This is a genomic window from Pseudomonas glycinae (assembly GCF_001594225.2).
GTDB lineage: Bacteria > Pseudomonadota > Gammaproteobacteria > Pseudomonadales > Pseudomonadaceae > Aquipseudomonas > Aquipseudomonas glycinae.
Map to the genome: position 1 here is coordinate 4156576 of NZ_CP014205.2, position 18679 is coordinate 4175254.

At 61.1% G+C, this 18679-nt stretch carries 17 protein-coding genes; 7 read left to right on the plus strand and 10 right to left on the minus strand.

Annotated features, from left to right (window positions below; genetic code table 11):
- Positions 1-36: 36 nt before the first annotated feature.
- The 5 genes from rng to mreB all read right to left on the minus strand — a co-directional run bounded on the left by rng (position 37) and on the right by mreB (position 5143).
- Positions 37-1494, minus strand: coding sequence for a ribonuclease G (gene rng, locus AWU82_RS18960; RefSeq protein ID WP_064382542.1), 1458 nt, complete (start codon positions 1492-1494; stop codon positions 37-39).
- Between the two features lie 57 nt (positions 1495-1551).
- Positions 1552-2148: a Maf family protein gene (locus tag AWU82_RS18965; RefSeq protein WP_064382543.1), complete on the minus strand. Its 597-nt coding sequence runs from the start codon at positions 2146-2148 to the stop codon at positions 1552-1554.
- A 201-nt stretch (positions 2149-2349) separates the two neighbouring features.
- On the minus strand, positions 2350-2841 hold the full coding sequence (gene mreD, locus AWU82_RS18970; protein ID WP_064382544.1) for a rod shape-determining protein MreD: 492 nt from the start codon (positions 2839-2841) through the stop codon (positions 2350-2352).
- Positions 2841-3917, minus strand: a complete 1077-nt coding sequence (mreC, locus tag AWU82_RS18975) for a rod shape-determining protein MreC (RefSeq protein ID WP_418333524.1) — start codon at positions 3915-3917, stop codon at positions 2841-2843. Before mreC ends, mreD begins: the two co-directional genes overlap by 1 nt.
- A gap of 188 nt (positions 3918-4105) precedes the next feature.
- The gene (mreB, locus tag AWU82_RS18980; protein WP_002555108.1) at positions 4106-5143 is read right to left on the minus strand and encodes a rod shape-determining protein MreB; all 1038 of its coding nucleotides are present in this window, start codon (positions 5141-5143) and stop codon (positions 4106-4108) included.
- Positions 5144-5354: 211 nt separating this feature from the next.
- Here mreB and gatC point away from each other — a divergent pair, with 211 nt between their 5' ends.
- The 6 genes from gatC (at position 5355) to AWU82_RS19010 (ending at position 10571) form a co-directional block, all read left to right on the plus strand.
- Positions 5355-5642, plus strand: a complete 288-nt coding sequence (gatC, locus tag AWU82_RS18985) for an Asp-tRNA(Asn)/Glu-tRNA(Gln) amidotransferase subunit GatC (RefSeq protein WP_007953612.1) — start codon at positions 5355-5357, stop codon at positions 5640-5642.
- Between the two features lie 16 nt (positions 5643-5658).
- On the plus strand, positions 5659-7110 hold the full coding sequence (gene gatA / locus AWU82_RS18990; RefSeq protein ID WP_064382546.1) for an Asp-tRNA(Asn)/Glu-tRNA(Gln) amidotransferase subunit GatA: 1452 nt from the start codon (positions 5659-5661) through the stop codon (positions 7108-7110).
- A 10-nt stretch (positions 7111-7120) separates the two neighbouring features.
- On the plus strand, positions 7121-8566 hold the full coding sequence (gatB, locus tag AWU82_RS18995) for an Asp-tRNA(Asn)/Glu-tRNA(Gln) amidotransferase subunit GatB (protein WP_064382547.1): 1446 nt from the start codon (positions 7121-7123) through the stop codon (positions 8564-8566).
- Positions 8567-8711: 145 nt separating this feature from the next.
- Positions 8712-9086 (plus strand): septal ring lytic transglycosylase RlpA family protein, encoded by a 375-nt coding sequence (locus AWU82_RS19000; RefSeq protein WP_064382548.1) that lies wholly within the window; start codon positions 8712-8714, stop codon positions 9084-9086.
- Between the two features lie 46 nt (positions 9087-9132).
- Entirely contained in the window at positions 9133-10194 is a 1062-nt protein-coding gene (locus tag AWU82_RS19005) for a calcium/sodium antiporter (protein WP_064382549.1), read from the plus strand.
- Entirely contained in the window at positions 10191-10571 is a 381-nt protein-coding gene (locus tag AWU82_RS19010; protein ID WP_011332452.1) for a carboxymuconolactone decarboxylase family protein, read from the plus strand. The genes AWU82_RS19005 and AWU82_RS19010 overlap by 4 nt, the downstream gene beginning before the upstream one ends.
- A gap of 9 nt (positions 10572-10580) precedes the next feature.
- Here AWU82_RS19010 and AWU82_RS19015 read toward each other — a convergent pair whose 3' ends face one another.
- The 5 genes from AWU82_RS19015 to kdgD form a co-directional block, all read right to left on the minus strand.
- Entirely contained in the window at positions 10581-11522 is a 942-nt protein-coding gene (locus tag AWU82_RS19015; protein ID WP_064382550.1) for an AEC family transporter, read from the minus strand.
- Positions 11523-11701: 179 nt separating this feature from the next.
- The gene (gene garD, locus AWU82_RS19020; protein WP_064382551.1) at positions 11702-13255 is read right to left on the minus strand and encodes a galactarate dehydratase; all 1554 of its coding nucleotides are present in this window, start codon (positions 13253-13255) and stop codon (positions 11702-11704) included.
- Positions 13256-13266: 11 nt separating this feature from the next.
- Positions 13267-14631 (minus strand): MFS transporter, encoded by a 1365-nt coding sequence (locus AWU82_RS19025; RefSeq protein WP_041475503.1) that lies wholly within the window; start codon positions 14629-14631, stop codon positions 13267-13269.
- A 99-nt stretch (positions 14632-14730) separates the two neighbouring features.
- Positions 14731-16170 (minus strand): aldehyde dehydrogenase family protein, encoded by a 1440-nt coding sequence (locus AWU82_RS19030; protein WP_011332449.1) that lies wholly within the window; start codon positions 16168-16170, stop codon positions 14731-14733.
- Between the two features lie 61 nt (positions 16171-16231).
- On the minus strand, positions 16232-17143 hold the full coding sequence (gene kdgD / locus AWU82_RS19035) for a 5-dehydro-4-deoxyglucarate dehydratase (RefSeq protein WP_011332448.1): 912 nt from the start codon (positions 17141-17143) through the stop codon (positions 16232-16234).
- 235 nt (positions 17144-17378) lie between these two features.
- Here kdgD and AWU82_RS19040 point away from each other — a divergent pair, with 235 nt between their 5' ends.
- Complete coding sequence (locus tag AWU82_RS19040; protein WP_064382552.1) at positions 17379-18677, plus strand: hypothetical protein; 1299 nt, start codon at positions 17379-17381, stop codon at positions 18675-18677.
- Positions 18678-18679 lie beyond the last annotated feature (2 nt).

Consider the following 18679-nt stretch of genomic DNA (forward strand, 5'->3'; position numbering starts at 1 on the left):
AGGCCAGCCGTTTCAGGAAAAAGGTGATGCAGGGGTTCAGAGCAGCACCACGTCATATTGTTCCTGGGAATACATGGTTTCGACCTGGAAGCGTATGGTGCGCCCGATGAAACCTTCAAGTTCGGCCACGTTACCGGACTCTTCATCGAGCAGGCGATCCACCACTTTCTGGTTCGCCAGCACCCGATAACCCTCGGCCTGATAGGCCCGGGCTTCGCGCAGGATCTCGCGGAAAATCTCGTAGCAAATGGTTTCCGGAGTTTTCAGTTTGCCCCGGCCCTGACAGCTGCTGCACGGTTCACACAACACTTGCTCGAGGCTTTCGCGGGTGCGCTTGCGCGTCATCTGCACCAGGCCCAATTCGGTGATGCCGATGATGTTGGTCTTGGCGTGATCGCGCTCCAGCTGTTTTTCCAGGGTACGCAGTACCTGACGCTGGTGCTCTTCATCTTCCATGTCGATGAAGTCGATGATGATGATCCCGCCCAGATTGCGCAGGCGCATCTGCCGGGCAATCGCGGTCGCGGCTTCGAGGTTGGTCTTGAAGATGGTTTCTTCGAGGTTGCGATGACCGACGAACGCCCCGGTGTTCACATCGATGGTGGTCATGGCTTCCGCCGGATCGATCACCAGATAACCACCGGACTTCAGCGGCACCTTGCGCTCCAGGGCTCTCTGGATTTCGTCTTCGACGCCGTACAGGTCGAAGATCGGTCGTTCACCCGGGTAATGTTCCAGACGATCGGCGATTTCCGGCATCAGTTCGGCGACGAACTGCGTGGTTTTCTGGAAGGTTTCCCTAGAGTCGATGCGGATCTTTTCGATCTTCGGGCTGACCAGATCGCGCAGGGTACGCAACGCCAGGCCAAGGTCTTCATAGATCACGCTCGGTGCGCCGATGGTCTTGATCTGTTCGTTGATCTGATCCCACAGCCGGCGCAGGTAGCGGATGTCCATCAGGATCTCATCGGCCCCGGCACCTTCGGCGGCGGTACGCAAAATGAAGCCGCCGGCCTCCTTGATGCCTTCTTTGGCCACGCAATCGCTGACCACCTGCTTGAGGCGCTCGCGCTCGGCTTCGTCTTCGATCTTCAGAGAAATGCCGACGTGGGCGGTGCGCGGCATGTACACCAGATAGCGCGACGGGATCGACAGCTGCGTCGTCAGCCGCGCGCCTTTGGAACCGATCGGATCCTTGGTGACCTGCACCACCAGGCTCTGGCCCTCGTGTACAAGCGCACTGATGCTTTCCACCGCAGGACCTTCGCGCAGGGAAATTTCCGAGGCATGAATGAAGGCTGCACGATCCAGGCCGATGTCGACGAAGGCCGCCTGCATGCCCGGCAGAACCCGCACCACCTTGCCTTTATAGATGTTGCCGACGATCCCGCGTTTTTGCGTACGCTCGACGTGCACTTCTTGCAGCACACCGTTTTCGACCACCGCCACGCGCGATTCCATCGGCGTGATGTTGATCAGAATCTCTTCACTCATGGCAGGGTCTCGTTCAGGCATGTTCACGATAATGGCCGCATCTTGTCCGTTCGACGCTCATCGCGCGTTCAGGTTTTGCCAACAGGGTATGCCGAAATGGCCAAGCAGTTCTGCGCTTTCGCACACCGGCAAGCCGACGACCGCCGAGTAGCTGCCATTGAGGCCGGCGACGAACACCGCGCCGAGCCCCTGAATGCCGTAGCCACCCGCCTTGTCCCGGGGTTCGCCGCTGGCCCAGTAGGCGGCGGCTTCTTCGCGGCTGATCGAGCGGAACCGCACCAGACTGCGCACCACCCGCGACTCGATGCGCTCGCCGTCGAGCACGGCAATCGCCGTCAGCACTTCATGCTCCTTGCCGGACAACATCATCAGCATGGCGCATGCATCGGCTTCGTCCACCGGTTTGCCAAGAATTTTGCCGTCCAGCACCACGGCGGTGTCGGCGCCCAGTACGCAATACGCTACGTCGGAAACGCCGGCGCGCCGCCCGGCCTCGGCCTTGCCGCGCGCCAGGCGCTCGACGTAGGCCGATGGGGATTCATTGGCGAGAGGGGTTTCATCGATATCCGCGCTGATGGCGGTAAACGGGATGCCGATCTGCGTGAGCAATTCACGCCGACGCGGCGATCCTGAGGCGAGGTAAAGCTTTTTCATCAAGACATCTCCCTGTTGGTGCCCTGCCTCACAAATGCTGTTCCCTTTGGTCGGCGTCTGTTGTTGCCATACTGCGTTGCCGTTCCTCGCCATAGCACGCTATGACTCGTCACGGCGCCTTGTCTGGCAACAACAGCCGCTCGCCCAAAAAGAACTTCATTTGCGAGGCAAGGCACTGATACGGGCAAATGCCTGACCGAATCAGTTGATTTTGTAGCGCCGACGCAATCCACGCAAAGCGAAGCTGACCCAAGGCCAGAGCAAGGCACTGACCAGTGCCGGCAGGACCAGTGCGAGGGTCGGCTGACGGTTGCCGGTCAAGGCGCTGAGCCAGAGTTGTACGAGCTGGGCGAGGCCGAAGATCACCAGAATCACCAGGCACTGCTGCCACATCGGGAACATTCGCAGGCGTTGTTGCAACGACAGCACGAGGAACGTGATCAGTGTCAGGATCAATGCATTCTGACCGAGCAGATCGCCTTGCAGCACGTCCTCGGCCAGCCCCAGGCAGAACGCCGTGACCATGCCGACCGTATGCGGCAGGTACAAAGCCCAGAAAGTCAGGAGCAAGGCCAGCCACAGCGGGCGCAGGATTTCCATGAAAATGGGCAATGGCGACACGCTGAGCAGTATGCCGACGATAAACGTCAGCCAGACGATCCAGCCGTTACGCGATGCGGTAGCTCCGACCATTATTCTTGCCTCCCGGTGGTCGCCGGCGCAGTGACAGGCGGCTTGGCCGCTGGTCGAGCAGCGGGCTGATTGGCCGGTGGCTTGCTGGCCGCGGGTGTGGCTGCAGGCGGTTTGCTCGCAGCAGGTTTGGCCGGCGTGGTGCCGGCAGCAGGCGCAGCCGACGGAGTCGTCGTGGCAGGAGTTGCGGATGAGGCTGGCGGGGTGACGATTTTCGGCACCGTGGACGGAATCACCGGACCACCACCAAAGGCATCGAGGTTTTCCTGAGCCTGCGCGGCATCGTTGGCGCGCTCTTCGGCAGTGCGGTTGTCACTGAATACCAGCAACAGGTAACGGCTGCGGTTGAGTGCGGCGGTCGGCACGGCGCGGACGATTGCAAAAGGCTGGCCGGAATCGTGGATGACTTCCTTGACCGTCGCCACCGGGTAACCGGCCGGGAAACGCTGGCCGAGACCGGAGCTGACCAGCAGATCACCTTCCTTGATATCGGCAGTGTCCGCCACGTGGCGCAGTTCCAGACGCTCGGGGTTACCGGTGCCGCTGGCAATCGCCCGCAGGCCGTTACGGTTCACCTGCACGGGAATGCTGTGGGTCGAGTCGGTCAGCAGCAGCACACGTGAGGTGTACGGCATCAGTTCGACCACCTGCCCCATCAGGCCGCGAGCATCGAGCACCGGCTGACCGAGCACTACGCCATCACGCTCACCTTTATTGATGATGATGCGATGGGTGAAAGGGTTGGGGTCCATGCCGATCAATTCGGCCACTTCGACCTTCTCGTTGACCAGCGCGGAGGAATTGAGCAACTCGCGCAGACGGACGTTCTGCTCGGTGAGGGCGGCAAGCTTCTGCATGCGACCCTGCAACAGCAGGTTTTCCGACTTGAGTTTTTCATTTTCGGCGACGAGCTCGGTGCGACTGCCGAACTGGCTGGCGATACCTTCCCACAACCGTCCGGGCAGGTCAGTAATCCAGTAGGCGTCCATCAGCACCAGCGAGGCCTGGCTGCGTACGGGTTTAAGCAGGCTGAAGCGCGCATCAACGACCATCAGCGCGACCGACAGCACGGCCAGCACCAACAGGCGCACGCCCAATGAGGGGCCCTTGGCGAAAAGCGGTTTAATAAGCCGCTCCTCCCAGGCAAATGTTCTGTTTATTCATACGGCATCAAACCGGCCTGGATGAAGACTGACAGAAGATAAACGCCAACAGGCAGCACTGCAAAGTGCTGCCTGTGCGCTCACCCACGTATTGCACCCGGCGATTATTCGCTGGAGAGCAGGTCCATGGTGTGCTTGTCCATCATTTCCAATGCACGGCCACCGCCGCGAGCGACGCAGGTCAGCGGATCTTCGGCAACGATTACCGGCAGACCGGTTTCCTGGGCCAGCAGCTTGTCCAGGTCACGCAGCAGCGCGCCACCACCGGTCAGCACCAGGCCACGCTCGGCGATGTCGGAAGCCAGTTCCGGCGGCGATTGCTCCAGAGCGCTTTTCACCGCCTGAACGATGGTTGCCAGGGACTCTTGCAGAGCTTCCAGCACTTCGTTGGAGTTCAGGGTGAATGCACGTGGAACGCCTTCGGCCAGGTTGCGACCACGAACGTCGACTTCGCGAACTTCGCCGCCCGGATAGGCCGTGCCGATTTCCTGCTTGATGCGTTCGGCGGTGGATTCGCCGATCAGGCTGCCGTAGTTGCGGCGCACGTAGGTGATGATCGCTTCGTCGAAGCGGTCGCCGCCAACGCGTACGGATTCGGCATAGACCACACCGTTCAGGGAGATCAGCGCGATTTCGGTAGTACCACCACCGATATCCACGACCATCGAACCGCGAGCTTCTTCAACCGGCAGGCCGGCACCGATCGCTGCCGCCATCGGCTCTTCGATCAGGAACACTTCACGGGCACCGGCGCCAAGGGCCGATTCACGGATGGCACGACGCTCAACCTGGGTGGACTTGCATGGAACGCAGATCAGCACACGAGGGCTGGGCTGCAGAAAGCTGTTTTCGTGAACCTTGTTGATAAAGTATTGCAGCATCTTTTCGCAGACGCTGAAGTCGGCGATCACGCCGTCCTTCATCGGACGAATGGCAGCAATGTTGCCCGGCGTACGGCCGAGCATGCGCTTGGCCTCGGTGCCGACAGCGACGACACTTTTCTGGTTACCGTGTGTCCGAATGGCCACAACCGATGGCTCATTCAGGACGATACCGCGCTCGCGCACGTAAATAAGGGTGTTGGCAGTGCCCAGGTCAATGGAAAGATCGCTGGAAAACATGCCACGCAGTTTCTTGAACATGGGAAAGGGACCCTAGGCAACGCGTGGGTAAAAAAGTGCGGCAAACTCTAACAACGACAGGGATTTTGGGCAAGGCGCCAATATGTTAAATTGGCCGCTTTTCTGTGCACCAAGCCCCACAATCGCGGCCTTATGACCGTAGAAGTGCGGTAGTGTTCCGACAATCTAACACACGGACGCCGTCCGTCCTGTTTTCCACTGGAGAAACCCGATGGCGCTAGAACGCTCCGACGTGGAAAAAATCGCTCATCTGGCCAGCCTTGGCCTTAATGACGCCGATCTTCCACACATCACTTCGGCCCTCAACAGCATTCTCGGGCTGGTCGACGAAATGCAGGCGGTCAATACCGACGGTATCGAGCCGCTGGCCCACCCGCTGGAAGCCAGTCAGCGCCTGCGCGCCGACGTCGTGACCGAAAGCAATAACCGCGAGGCTTATCAGTCCATCGCACCAGCGGTCGAAAACGGCCTGTACCTGGTTCCGAAAGTCATCGACTAAAGGGAAAGAGCCTGCAATGCATCAATTGACTCTGGCCGAGATCGCCCGCGGTCTCGCCGATAAAAAGTTTTCTTCCGAAGAGCTGACCAAAGTCCTGCTGGCGCGTATCACCCAGCTCGATCCGCAGCTCAACAGTTTCATCAGCCTCACCGAAGAGCTGGCCCTCGAGCAGGCGAAAGCCGCCGACGTGCGCCGGGCCAATGGTGAGAGTGGCGCCCTGCTCGGTGCGCCGATCGCCCACAAGGATCTGTTCTGCACCCAGGGCATCCGCACCAGCTGCGGCTCGAAGATGCTCGACAACTTCAAGGCTCCATACGACGCCACCGTGGTGTCGAAGCTGGCCGCCGCCGGCACCGTGATTCTGGGCAAGACCAACATGGACGAATTCGCCATGGGTTCGGCCAACGAGTCGAGCTGGTACGGCGCGGTGAAAAACCCGTGGAACCTGGAACACGTGCCCGGCGGTTCGTCCGGTGGTTCGGCGGCGGCAGTTGCCGCTCGTCTGCTGCCTGCCGCGACGGCCACCGACACTGGCGGCTCGATCCGTCAGCCGGCCGCGTTCACCAACCTCACCGGCCTGAAGCCGACCTACGGTCGCGTGTCGCGCTGGGGCATGATCGCTTACGCCTCCAGCCTCGATCAGGGCGGCCCTCTGGCACGCACGGCCGAAGACTGCGCAATTTTGTTGCAAGGTATGGCCGGCTTCGATCCGAACGACTCCACCAGCATCGATGAGCCAGTGCCGGACTACGCCGCCGGCCTGAACGGCTCGCTGCAAGGCCTGCGCATCGGTGTGCCGAAGGAATACTTCGGTGCCGGTCTCGACCCGCGCATCGCCGAGCTGATCCAGAACAGCATCAAGGAGCTGCAAAAGCTCGGTGCCGTGATCAAGGAAATCAGCCTGCCGAACATGCAGCACGCGATCCCTGCGTACTACGTGATCGCCCCGGCAGAAGCCTCCTCCAACCTGTCGCGTTTCGACGGCGTGCGCTTCGGCCACCGCTGCGCAGACCCGAAGAACCTGGAAGACCTGTACAAGCGCTCCCGTGGCGAAGGCTTCGGGCCTGAAGTGCAGCGCCGGATCATGGTCGGTGCCTACGCACTGTCCGCCGGTTACTACGACGCCTACTACCTGAAAGCGCAGAAGATCCGTCGCCTGGTGAAGAACGACTTCATGACTGCCTTTAATGAAGTCGACATCATCCTCGGCCCGACCACGCCAAACCCGGCCTGGAAACTCGGTGCCAAGAACAGCGACCCGGTCGCTGCCTACCTGGAAGACGTCTACACCATCACCGCCAACCTCGCGGGCCTGCCGGGCCTGTCGATGCCGGCCGGTTTCGTCGACGGTCTGCCGGTCGGCGTGCAACTGCTCGCTCCGTATTTCCAGGAAGGCCGTTTGCTCAACGTTGCGCACCAGTATCAGTTGAACACTGACTGGCACACCCGCACCCCAACCGGCTTCTGAGGAGACACACATGCAATGGGAAGTCGTGATCGGGCTGGAGATTCACACCCAGCTCACCACCCGGTCGAAAATCTTTTCCGGTAGTTCCACCCAGTTCGGTTCCGAGCCGAACACCCAGGCCAGCCTGATCGACCTGGGCATGCCCGGCGTGCTGCCGGTGCTCAACCAGGAAGCGGTGCGCATGGCTGTGATGTTCGGTCTGGCGATTGACGCCGAGATCGGTCAGCACAACGTGTTCGCCCGTAAAAACTATTTCTACCCGGACCTGCCGAAGGGCTACCAGATCAGCCAGATGGAATTGCCGATCGTCGGCAAGGGCCACCTGGACATCGCCCTGGAAGACGGCACGGTCAAACGCGTCGGCATTACTCGCGCGCACCTGGAAGAAGACGCCGGCAAGAGCCTGCACGAAGAATTCAGCGGTGCCACCGGCATCGACCTGAACCGTGCCGGCACACCGCTGCTGGAAATCGTTTCCGAGCCTGACATGCGCAGCGCCAAGGAAGCCGTGGCCTACGTCAAGGCGATCCACGCGCTGGTACGTTACCTGGGCATCTGCGATGGCAACATGGCCGAAGGCTCGCTGCGTTGTGACTGCAACGTGTCGGTACGTCCGAAAGGTCAGGTCGAGTTCGGCACCCGCTGCGAGATCAAGAACGTCAACTCGTTCCGCTTCATCGAGAAGGCGATCAACTCCGAGATCCAGCGTCAGATCGACCTGATCGAAGACGGCGGCAAAGTGATCCAGCAGACCCGTCTGTACGATCCGAACAAGGACGAGACCCGTCCGATGCGCAGCAAAGAGGAAGCCAACGACTACCGTTACTTCCCCGATCCGGACCTGCTGCCGGTGGTCATCGAGGACTCGTTCCTCAACGACGTGCGCGCCACCCTGCCGGAGCTGCCACCGCAAAAACGCGAGCGCTTCCAGAGTGCGTTCGGTCTGTCGGCCTACGACGCCAATGTGCTGGCCACCAGCCGTGAGCAGGCGGACTATTTCGAGAAAGTCGCAGCGATCGGCGGCGACGCCAAACTGGCGGCGAACTGGGTGATGGTCGAGTTGGGCAGCCTGCTCAACAAGCAGAACCTGGACATCGAGGATTCACCGGTTTCGGCCGAGCAACTGGGCGGCATGCTGCTGCGCATCAAGGACAACACCATCTCCGGCAAGATCGCCAAGGTGGTGTTCGAAGCGATGGCCAACGGCGAAGGCAGCGCGGACGAGATCATCGAAAAGCGCGGCCTGAAGCAGGTTACCGACAGCGGCGCGATCTCGGCGGTGCTGGACGAAATGCTCGCGGCCAACGCCGAGCAGGTCGAGCAATACCGCGCGGCAGACGAAGCCAAGCGCGGCAAGATGTTCGGCTTCTTCGTCGGCCAGGCCATGAAAGCCTCCAAAGGCAAGGCCAACCCGCAGCAAGTGAACGAACTGCTGAAAAGCAAGCTCGAAGGCTGACGATGGCCCCGCGCCTGAGGATCGTTCCCACGCTCTGCGTGGGAATGCCGCCTCGGACGCTCCGCGTCCATTGCGGTGTGACGCAGAGCGTCACGGGGTGCATTCCCACGCCGGAGCGTGGGAACGATCACTTGGGAGCTTATGAATGAAACGTCTGCTCGGCGCCTGCGCCCTGCTCTCCTTGCTGGCCGGTTGCGCCAGCACCGATGTCATCGACCCGCACGGTTACGACCAGACCGGTGTCGCCTCCTATTACGGTGCCAAGCACCACGGTAAACGCACCGCCAGCGGCGAAGCGTTCAACCAGAATTCCCTGTCCGCCGCCCACCGCCAGTTGCCGTTCGGCACCCGGGTGAAGGTCACCAACCTGAAAAACGATGAATCCGTCGTGGTCCGCATCAACGACCGCGGCCCGCACACTCGTGGTCGCCTGATCGATGTTTCACGTGCGGCGGCCGAACAGCTCGGTATGCTGCGCAGTGGAACCGCCCGCGTTCGGGTCCAGGCCCTCGACGACTGATGGAGCGTCCACCATTTTCGGACTGACCGACTTACCCCTGATCAGCGTGATCGAATTGCTCAGCGGGCTGTTCCTGCTGATCGCCGGCGCCGAACTGATGGTACGCGCCGCCGTGCGTCTGGCCGCGCGCCTGCATTTGCGGCCGCTGATTATCGGCCTGACCATCGTCGCCCTCGGCAGCAGCGCTCCGCAAATGGTCGTCAGCCTGCAAGCCGTGCAGGCGCACACGCCGGACATCGCCGTCAGCAGCGTGATCGGCAGCAGCATTTTCAACATTCTCGTCACCCTCGGCCTGTCGGCACTGATCATTCCGCTGCGGGTATCGCGACAACTGGTGCGCCTCGACATTCCACTGATGATCGGTGCCAGCCTGCTGGTGTTCGTGCTGGCATGGAATGAAGAGCTCGGGCGCTTCGACGGCATTCTGTTGCTCGGCGCCCTCGCCCTGTATCTCGGATTATTGCTGCGCCAGTCGCGGCACTCGACCCGCCCGCACTCCGATCAACCGCACGATCCGCAGGCACCGTGGTTCACCAGCCTGCTGATGATTGTCGGCGGTCTGGGCATGCTGGTGTTCGCCGGGCACTTGCTGCTGGGCGCCGCCGTGGTCGTGGCCACCGACCTGGGGTTCTCCGAACGGGTAATCGGCCTGACCGTGGTCGCGGTCGGTACCTCGCTGCCGGAACTGGCTACATCGTTGATCGCAGCGCTGCGCGGTCAGCGGGACATTGCAGTCGGCAACGTGATCGGCGCCAACCTGTTCAACCTGCTCGGAGTGCTGGGCCTCACCGCACTGATCGCGCCGACGCCGCTGTCGGTCTCGCCGAACGCACTGGATTTCGACCTGCCGGTGATGCTCGGCGTCGCGGCGCTGTGCCTGCCGGTGTTCTATTCCGGCTACCGCGTGACCCGGGCTGAAGGCTTGTTGCTGCTGGGTTTGTATCTGGCATACGGGCTGCACGTGGTGTCGTTCACCACCGGCATGCCACTGGCCGGCAAACTCGAGCGATTGATGCTGTTTTATGTGCTGCCGACGCTGCTGGCGTTTCTGTTTTTCACGTCCGTACGCGCCTGGCGCCGCCAACACCACAAGAGGGATGTGCCATGACCGAATCGAAGAAATCCGGGGTTGAAGTCCGCCGTCAGGTAATGGGCGACGCGTTTGTCGACCGCGCGCTGGGCAATGCCACCGAATTCACTCAACCCTTGCAGGATTTCGTCAACGAACACGCCTGGGGCGGCGTGTGGAATCGAGAAGGTCTGCCGCTGAAAACCCGCAGCCTGATCACCCTCGCCGCGCTGACTGCGTTGAAGTGTCCGCAAGAGTTGAAGGGCCACGTGCGCGGTGCGCTGAACAATGGCTGCACGGTTGATGAGATCCGTGAAGCGCTGCTGCATTGCGCGGTGTACGCCGGCGTACCGGCGGCGATCGATGCGTTCCGCGCGGCGCAGGAAGTGATCGACAGTTACCAGAAGCCCGAGTAACCGCCGGCCTCAGATCCACCCGCCCCACTGCAGGAAGAAGATCCCGATATTGGTGGTGATCGCCGCCATCAACGTGGTCAGCACGATGATCGCCGCTGCCAGTTCATGGTTGCCCTGTGCCGCACGGGCCATGACGAAACTGGCGGCGGCGGTCGGGCTGCCGAAGTACAGAAACAGAATCCCCAGCTCTGCCCCGCGAAAACCCCACAGCCATGCACCCAGCGTGGCGATCACCGGCAGGCCGACCATCTTCACCAGACTCGAACTGAGCGCCATCTTGCCGCTCTTGCGCAGCGCCGCCAGCGACAGCGTGCCGCCAATGCAGATCAATGCCAGCGGCAGCGTGGTTTGCGCCAGGTACTGGCCGGAGGTTTCCAGCCAGCCCGGCAGACCGATCTTGAAATAAGCGAACGGCGCCGCCGCGATCACGCTGATGATCAACGGATTGCTGACCACGCTTTTGCAGATGCTCCACGGATCGGATTTGATCACCGGGCTGTAGACCGCCAGCACAATGGTCGACAGGGTGTTGTAGAACAGGATCACCAGCGCTGCGAGAATCGCCCCGAGGGAAATCCCGTAGTCGCCGTACATGCTCGCCGCCAGCGCCAGGCCGATCACCCCGTTGTTGCCGCGAAACGCGCCTTGGGTGTAGATACCCCGGTCTTCACGCGGGCAGCGGAAAATCGCCCAGCCCCAGGCCACGGCAAAACTGACCAGCGTCGCGAGAGCGAAATAGATCAGCAGCGCCGGTTGCAGTGCCGCGTGCAGGTCGGCGTGCAGGATGCCGAGAAACAGCAGCGCCGGCATGGTGACGTTGAACACCAGCGACGAGGCTGTGTGGATGAAGTTGTCGTTGATCCAGTCGATGCGTTTGAGCAGCACACCGAGAAAAAGCATGGCAAACACCGGCGCGGTGATGTTCAGGGTTTCGAGGAAGATTGCCAGCATGCCGGGGAGCCTTGGAGGTGAGCGTCGTTAGGGGGCTAATGATAAGCCACTTTCACCCTGATCGTTCCCACGCTCTGCGTGGTAACGTCTCCTGTGACGCTCCGCGTCACGCTGTTGGGACGCGGAGCGTCCCCGGCTGCATTCCCACGCGGAGCGTGGGAACGATCAACGGGGTGGTCTCAGGTGATAGGCGCCGGATTGAACAACGTAATGTCGTTATGCAGCTTGTGCTTCTCCGCCCACGTCTGTTGCTTGCCGCTCGCCACATCCAGGTAGTAGTGGAACAACTCCCAGCCCAACTCCTCGATGGTTGCGCGCCCGGTGGCAATCCGCCCGGCATCGATGTCGATCAGATCCGGCCAGCGTTGCGCCAGTTCGGTACGGGTCGAAACCTTCACCACCGGCGCCATGGCCAGACCATAAGGCGTGCCACGCCCGGTGGTGAACACATGCAGGTTCATCCCCGCCGCCAGTTGCAAGGTGCCGCAGACAAAGTCACTGGCTGGCGTCGCACAGAAAATCAAGCCCTTCTGCTTGAAACGCTCCCCAGGGCCGAGCACGCCACTGATCGCACTGTTGCCGGACTTCACGATCGAGCCCAATGACTTCTCGACGATGTTCGACAACCCGCCCTTCTTGTTGCCCGGCGTGGTGTTGGCGCTGCGATCCGCTTCACCCTTGGCCAGGTAACGGTCGTACCAGTCCATCTCGCGCACCAGTTCCTCGGCAACGGTTTTGGTCTGGGCCCGTGAGGTCAGCAGGTAAATCGCATCACGCACTTCGGTGACTTCGGAAAACATCACCGTCGCCCCTGCCCGCAGCAGCAAGTCCGAGGCGTAACCCAGCGCGGGGTTGGCGGTGATGCCGGAAAACGCATCGCTGCCGCCGCACTGCATGCCGAGGATCAGCTCGGACGCCGGCACGGTTTCCCGGCGGCGCTGGTCGAGCTTCTTCAAACGGACTTCGGCCAGCTCCATGATCTGCTCGATCATCTCGGTGAAACCGTGACTGGAATCCTGCAAGCGATACAGCCACGGCTCGCTCAGATCCACCGAGGCATCGTCCTCGTGCATCACCTGCCCGGCCTGCAATTTCTCGCAGCCCAGGCTGATCACCAACGCCTCGCCACCGAGGTTCGGGTTGCGCGCCAGATTGCGTACGGTACGGATCGGAATGTAGGCGTCGGTGGCGGTGATAGCCACGCCACAACCGTAACTGTGGGTCAGCGCCACCACGTCATCGACGTTCGGGTACTTGGGCAGCAGTTCGTCCTTGATCCGCTTCACCGCGTGATCCAGCACCCCGGTGACGCACTGCACGGTGGTGGTGATCCCGAGAATGTTGCGCGTGCCGACGGTGCCGTCGGCGTTGCGATAACCCTCGAACGTGAAGCCTTCCAGCGGCGCCTGGGTGGCCGGCACTTCGGTGGACAGCGGCAGGCTGTCCAGCGGTGGCGCGGTTGGCATGCGCAGTTGATCTTCCTTGACCCAACTGCCACGGGGAATCGGCTGCAACGCATAGCCAATGATCTGGCCGTAGCGGATCACTGTGCCGCCCTCGGGGATATCCACGAGGCTGACCTTGTGACTCTGCGGCACAAAATCCACCGTCACCAGGCCATCGGCAAATGCGGTGCCGGCCGGCACGCCCTGGTCGTTGACCACTACCACTACGTTGTCCCGCTCGTGCAGGCGGATGTAGCGCGGCGAGTCGGAATGTTCAATCAACTGCATGACGCCGCTCCTCAGGAATGCGCTTGAGACAATTTGCCGGTGGCTTCGGAACCGCCATTGGTTGGCGGCTCTTTAAGTACCACACGTTTGATCGGGCCGACGATCACCAGGTAGCTGAACACCGCCACGAGTGCGTTGGCGCCGACGAACACCAGTGCCCATTTGAACGAACCGGTTGAACTGATGATGTAGCCGATGACGATCGGAGTGGTGATCGAGGCGATGTTGCCGAAGGTGTTGAACAGGCCACCGCTCAGACCGGCGATCTGTTTTGGCGAGGTGTCGGAGACCACCGCCCAGCCCAGTGCACCCACGCCTTTGCCGAAGAAGGCCAGGGCCATGAAGCCGACCACCATCCATTCAACGTCCACATAGTTGCAGGCCACGATGCTGCTCGAAACCAGCAGACCGGCGATGATCGGCGCCTTGCGGGCAAAGGTCAGCGAATGGCCCTTGCGCAGCAGGTAATCGGAAATCACCCCGCCGAGGACGCCGCCGATAAAGCCGCAGATCGCCGGCAACGAGGCGATGAAACCAGCCTTGAGGATGGTCATGCCGCGTTCCTGCACCAGGTACACCGGGAACCAGGTCAGGAAGAAATAGGTGATGCCGTTGATGCAGTACTGGCCCAGGTAAACGCCGAGCATCATGCGATTGGTCAGCAGCTGGCGGATGTAATCCCATTTCGGGCCGTCAGCCTTTTTGCCTTGTTTCTGGTCCATGTCGACCATGCCGCCGTTGTCGGCGATGAACTTCACTTCCGCTTCGTTGGCCATCGGGTGTTGGCGCGGGCTGTGGATAACCTTCAGCCAGACCAGCGAGAACACGATACCGAGCAGGCCCATGACGATGAACACGTGCTCCCAGCCAAAGGAGAACACGATCCAGCCCATCAGCGGCGCGAACAAAACGGTGGCAAAGTATTGCGCCGAGTTGAAGATCGCCGAAGCGGTGCCGCGTTCGGCGGTCGGGAACCAGGCCGCGACGATGCGTGCGTTACCGGGGAACGATGGCGCCTCGGCCAGACCGACCAGGAAGCGCAGCATGAACAGCGCGACGATGGCCGTGGACATGCCGAACTCACCGACGAAGCCTTGCAGTACGGTGAACAGCGACCAGGTGAAGATGCTCAGGGCATAGACTTTTTTCGAGCCGAAGCGATCGAGCAGCCAGCCGCCGGGAATTTGCCCGGCCACGTAGGCCCAACCGAAAGCAGAGAAGATGTAGCCGAGGGTGACCGCGTCGATGCCGAGGTCTTTTTGCAAGCTGGAACCGGCGATCGCGATGGTGGCGCGGTCGGCGTAGTTGATCGTGGTCACCAGAAACAGCATGAGCAGGATCAAATAGCGGACGTGAGTCGGCTTGGACGATTGCATGTAGATGTACTCCCACTGATTATTTTTATGCGGGTAAAACATTCTTTGGTCTTGTGCCGCGCAGGGCCTCAGGCGAAGGCCCGGCGCGGGTGCAGCGATTTACGAACCGATGTAGCTGGTCTTCACGACCGTGTAGAACTCTTGCGCATAGCGGCCTTGCTCACGTGAGCCATAGGATGAACCCTTACGGCCACCGAACGGAACGTGGTAATCGACACCGGCGGTCGGCAGGTTGACCATCACCATCCCGGCCTGGGAATGACGCTTGAAGTGGTTGGCATACTTCAGCGACGTGGTGGCGATGCCCGCCGACAGACCGAATTCGGTGTCGTTGGCCATGGCCAGCGCAGCCTCGTAATCGGCCACGCGGACGATGTTGGCCACCGGGCCGAAAATCTCTTCGCGGCTGATGCGCATCGAGGCTTCGCTGTCGGCAAACAGGGTCGGCGCGAGGAAGTAGCCCTCGGTGTCACACGTCACCAGACCACCGCCGCTGACCAGACGCGCACCTTCGGACTGACCGATGTCGATGTACTTCATGTCCTGCTCAAGCTGTGCTTGCGAAACCACCGGACCGATGTCGGTGCCGGCTTTCAGCGCGTGGCCGACCTTGATCGACTTCATGCGCTCGGCCATGGCTTCGACGAACTTGTCGTGAATCCCGGCGGTCACGATCAAGCGGCTCGATGCCGTGCAACGCTGGCCGGTGGAGTAGAACGCGCTCTGCACCGACAGCTCGACCGCTTGCTTGAGGTCGGCGTCGTCGAGAATGATCTGCGGGTTCTTGCCGCCCATTTCCAGCTGAACCTTGGCTTGGCGCGACACGCAGTTGACCGCGATCTGCCGACCCACGCCGACGGAGCCGGTGAAGCTGATGCCGTCGACTTTCGGGCTGTTGACCAAAGCTTCGCCAACCACACGACCGCTGCCCATCACCAGGTTGAACACGCCGGCCGGGAAGCCTGCGCGGGAGATGATTTCGGCCAGCGCCCAGGCGCAACCCGGCACCAGATCCGCCGGTTTCAACACCACGCAGTTGCCGTAGGCCAGGGCCGGGGCGATTTTCCACGACGGGATGGCAATCGGGAAGTTCCAAGGGGTGATCAGGCCGACCACACCCAGGGCTTCGCGGGTGACTTCGACGTTGACGCCCGGACGCACCGACGGCACGTAGTCGCCGGACAGGCGCAGGCACTCGCCGGCAAAGAACTTGAAGATGTTGCCGGCGCGGGTCACTTCGCCGATGGCTTCCGGCAGGGTCTTGCCCTCTTCCCGGGCCAGCAGGGTGCCGAGTTCTTCGCGGCGGGCGAGGATTTCAGTGCCGACTTTGTCCAGCGAATCGTGGCGGGCCTGAATGCCCGAAGTCGACCACGCCGGGAATGCAGCGCGAGCGGCGTCGATGGCGGCATTGACTTGAGCCAGGTCAGCCTTGGCGTAATCGCCGATGGTGTCGCTCAGCTCGGACGGGTTGATGTTCGCCGAGTAATCGTTGCCGGCGACCCATTCACCGTTGATGTAGTTGTCATAGCGCTTGGTCACGAATCATTCTCCTGACGCAAAAAGCCGCTGATTGCTCAGCGGCCTTGTTTATAGAGGTGTGTTACTGAGCACCTTGCTTGTCGATCAGCGCAGCGAGCATTTCGTACTCTTCGCCGGTCAAGTCGGTCAGTGGCGCCCGCACCGGGCCTGCGTCATAACCGGCGATCTTGGCGCCAGCCTTGACGATGCTCACGGCGTAACCGGCCTTGCGGTTGCGGATGTCGAGGTACGGCAGGAAGAAGTCGTCGATGATCTTGCCGACGGTGGCGTGATCTTCGCGGGCAATCGCGTGGTAGAAGTCCATCGCGGTTTTCGGGATGAAGTTGAACACCGCCGACGAGTAGACCGGCACGCCCAGGGCCTTGTAGGCAGCGGCATAGACTTCGGCGGTCGGCAGACCGCCGAGGTAGCTGAAGCGATCGCCGAGGCGACGACGGATCGACACCATCAGTTCGATATCGCCCAGACCGTCCTTGTAACCGATCAGGTTCGGGCAGCGCTCGGCCAGACGCTCCAGCAGCGGCGCGGTCAGACGGCAGACGTTGCGGTTGTACACCACCACACCAATGTTGACCGACTTGCACACCGCCTCAACGTGGGCGGCAACGCCGTCCTGGCTGGCTTCGGTCAGGTAGTGCGGCAGCAGCAACAGACCTTTGGCGCCCAGACGCTCGGCTTCCTGAGCGTATTCGATGGCCTGACGGGTCGAACCACCGACACCGGCGAGGATCGGCACGCTGCTGGCGCAGGTGTCGACGGCAGTCTTGATGATTTCCGAATATTCGCTGGCAGCCAGGGAGAAGAATTCACCGGTGCCACCGGCGGCGAACAGGGCTGAAGCACCGTACGGGGCCAGCCATTCCAGGCGTTTGATGTAGCCAGCGCGGTTGAAATCGCCCTGGGCATTGAAATCGGTCACCGGGAACGACAGCAGGCCGGCGGAGAGGATGGACTTCAGTTCTTGTGGATTCATTATTCGAACACCCTGGTAGCAACGTTTTTTTGTGAGTGGACCGTTCAGCCTTCGCCGAAGTTGTAGGTCATCGTACAACTTAAAATATAACCGTCAACTGCATTTCATCGCTGGGGGGCATTTTTTGTCGGACAAGATTTCTTTTTGACGTAGGAAATTTCTCGACTAGGCTCGATTTAACTGTATATGCATACAGTTAAATAAAACCTGCCGACGACATATCAAGGAGAAAGAAATGTCCGGTCTTCAAACCACATGCGTTGAAAAAACCACACCGGTCATCGCCCGTTTCGATGATCTTTTCACCCCCGGCGGCATCGCTTTCAGTGCAGAAAATCCGCATATGCTGTTGTATATCGCCGACTCGCACAGCGATGTCGCCCCCGTCGCCACCCTGCCCGCTCACGCCTTGAAGGGCAAACCGCAGTTGCGCTTCGAAGGTGCGGAACACGCGGCTATCGGCGATAACACCTTGCTGCGTTTCGTTGAAAATACCGCGCCGGTACTGGCGCAAAACGTGCCACTGCATCTGCCGAACGGATTGGCGCTGACCTACGGCCAGGTACTGGCACTGGGCGGTGATTTCTATGGCGTCGTCGATCGGCCGATCAACGAAGGCGCTTCTGCGGCAGATCGCCTTCAGCGCTTCACGGCAGCCTTCGACACCCTGGCCGCGCTGCCGGCGTCAAAGGCCGAGGCGACGCAAATTCTTGCGATCATGCAAAAGGAGATCGACGCGGTTAAACAGGCGATCAAGGACGGCAGGCAACCCCATGAGGCTTATGACGCTTTAGGAGATACGTTGTCGGAGGAGTGGAACAAAATCACCGGCGGCGGCAGTTTTGTCTCGGCGCTGTTCCCTCTTGGTCGCTATCTGAAACTGGCGGCGAACAACGCCGACCATTTCGGCGAATGGGCTCGCCAAGCCTACATCGCCGGGCACACCGTTGCCCTGCAAACCGCCGCTGCCGCCCACGCCACTCAGGACGAACTGCAACTGGAGCGGGCCTACGCGATGAACGCGTTCGCTGACCACTACCTCACCGACCTGTTTTCCTCCGGACATTTGCGGGTGCCACGCAAGGCCATGGCCGCCGCGGTGACGCCGAGTGACCTGGGCTCGCTGATCACTCGCTTCATGCACGACGAAGACAGCAAGTTCGGCCTCAAGGTACGCAACGGACATGGCGAGCAATGGCGGGCATTCGGTGACAAGCGCTACTTCGACGCCACGGACGCCGACAACCGCAATCAGGTGAATCGGGCGGTACAGGATTCGGCGGACGAGGTGTATGCCGCGTATTCAACCGGCAATGTACCGACCACCTTCAACGCGCTGCAACGGGTGCCGGATCTGACGGCCGTGCTGGATCCGGCCAACAACTTCTCACCACTATTCCGCCTTCAAGGCAACAAAGTCCTGCGGCGCAAGGATGTCAACAACCTCAACGACACTGCCACCGTCGACGACTGGTGGGGCTGGAGCACTTACCTGCTGCTCAAGGACTATCACCCAAGCGGCAACACGAATTAAGG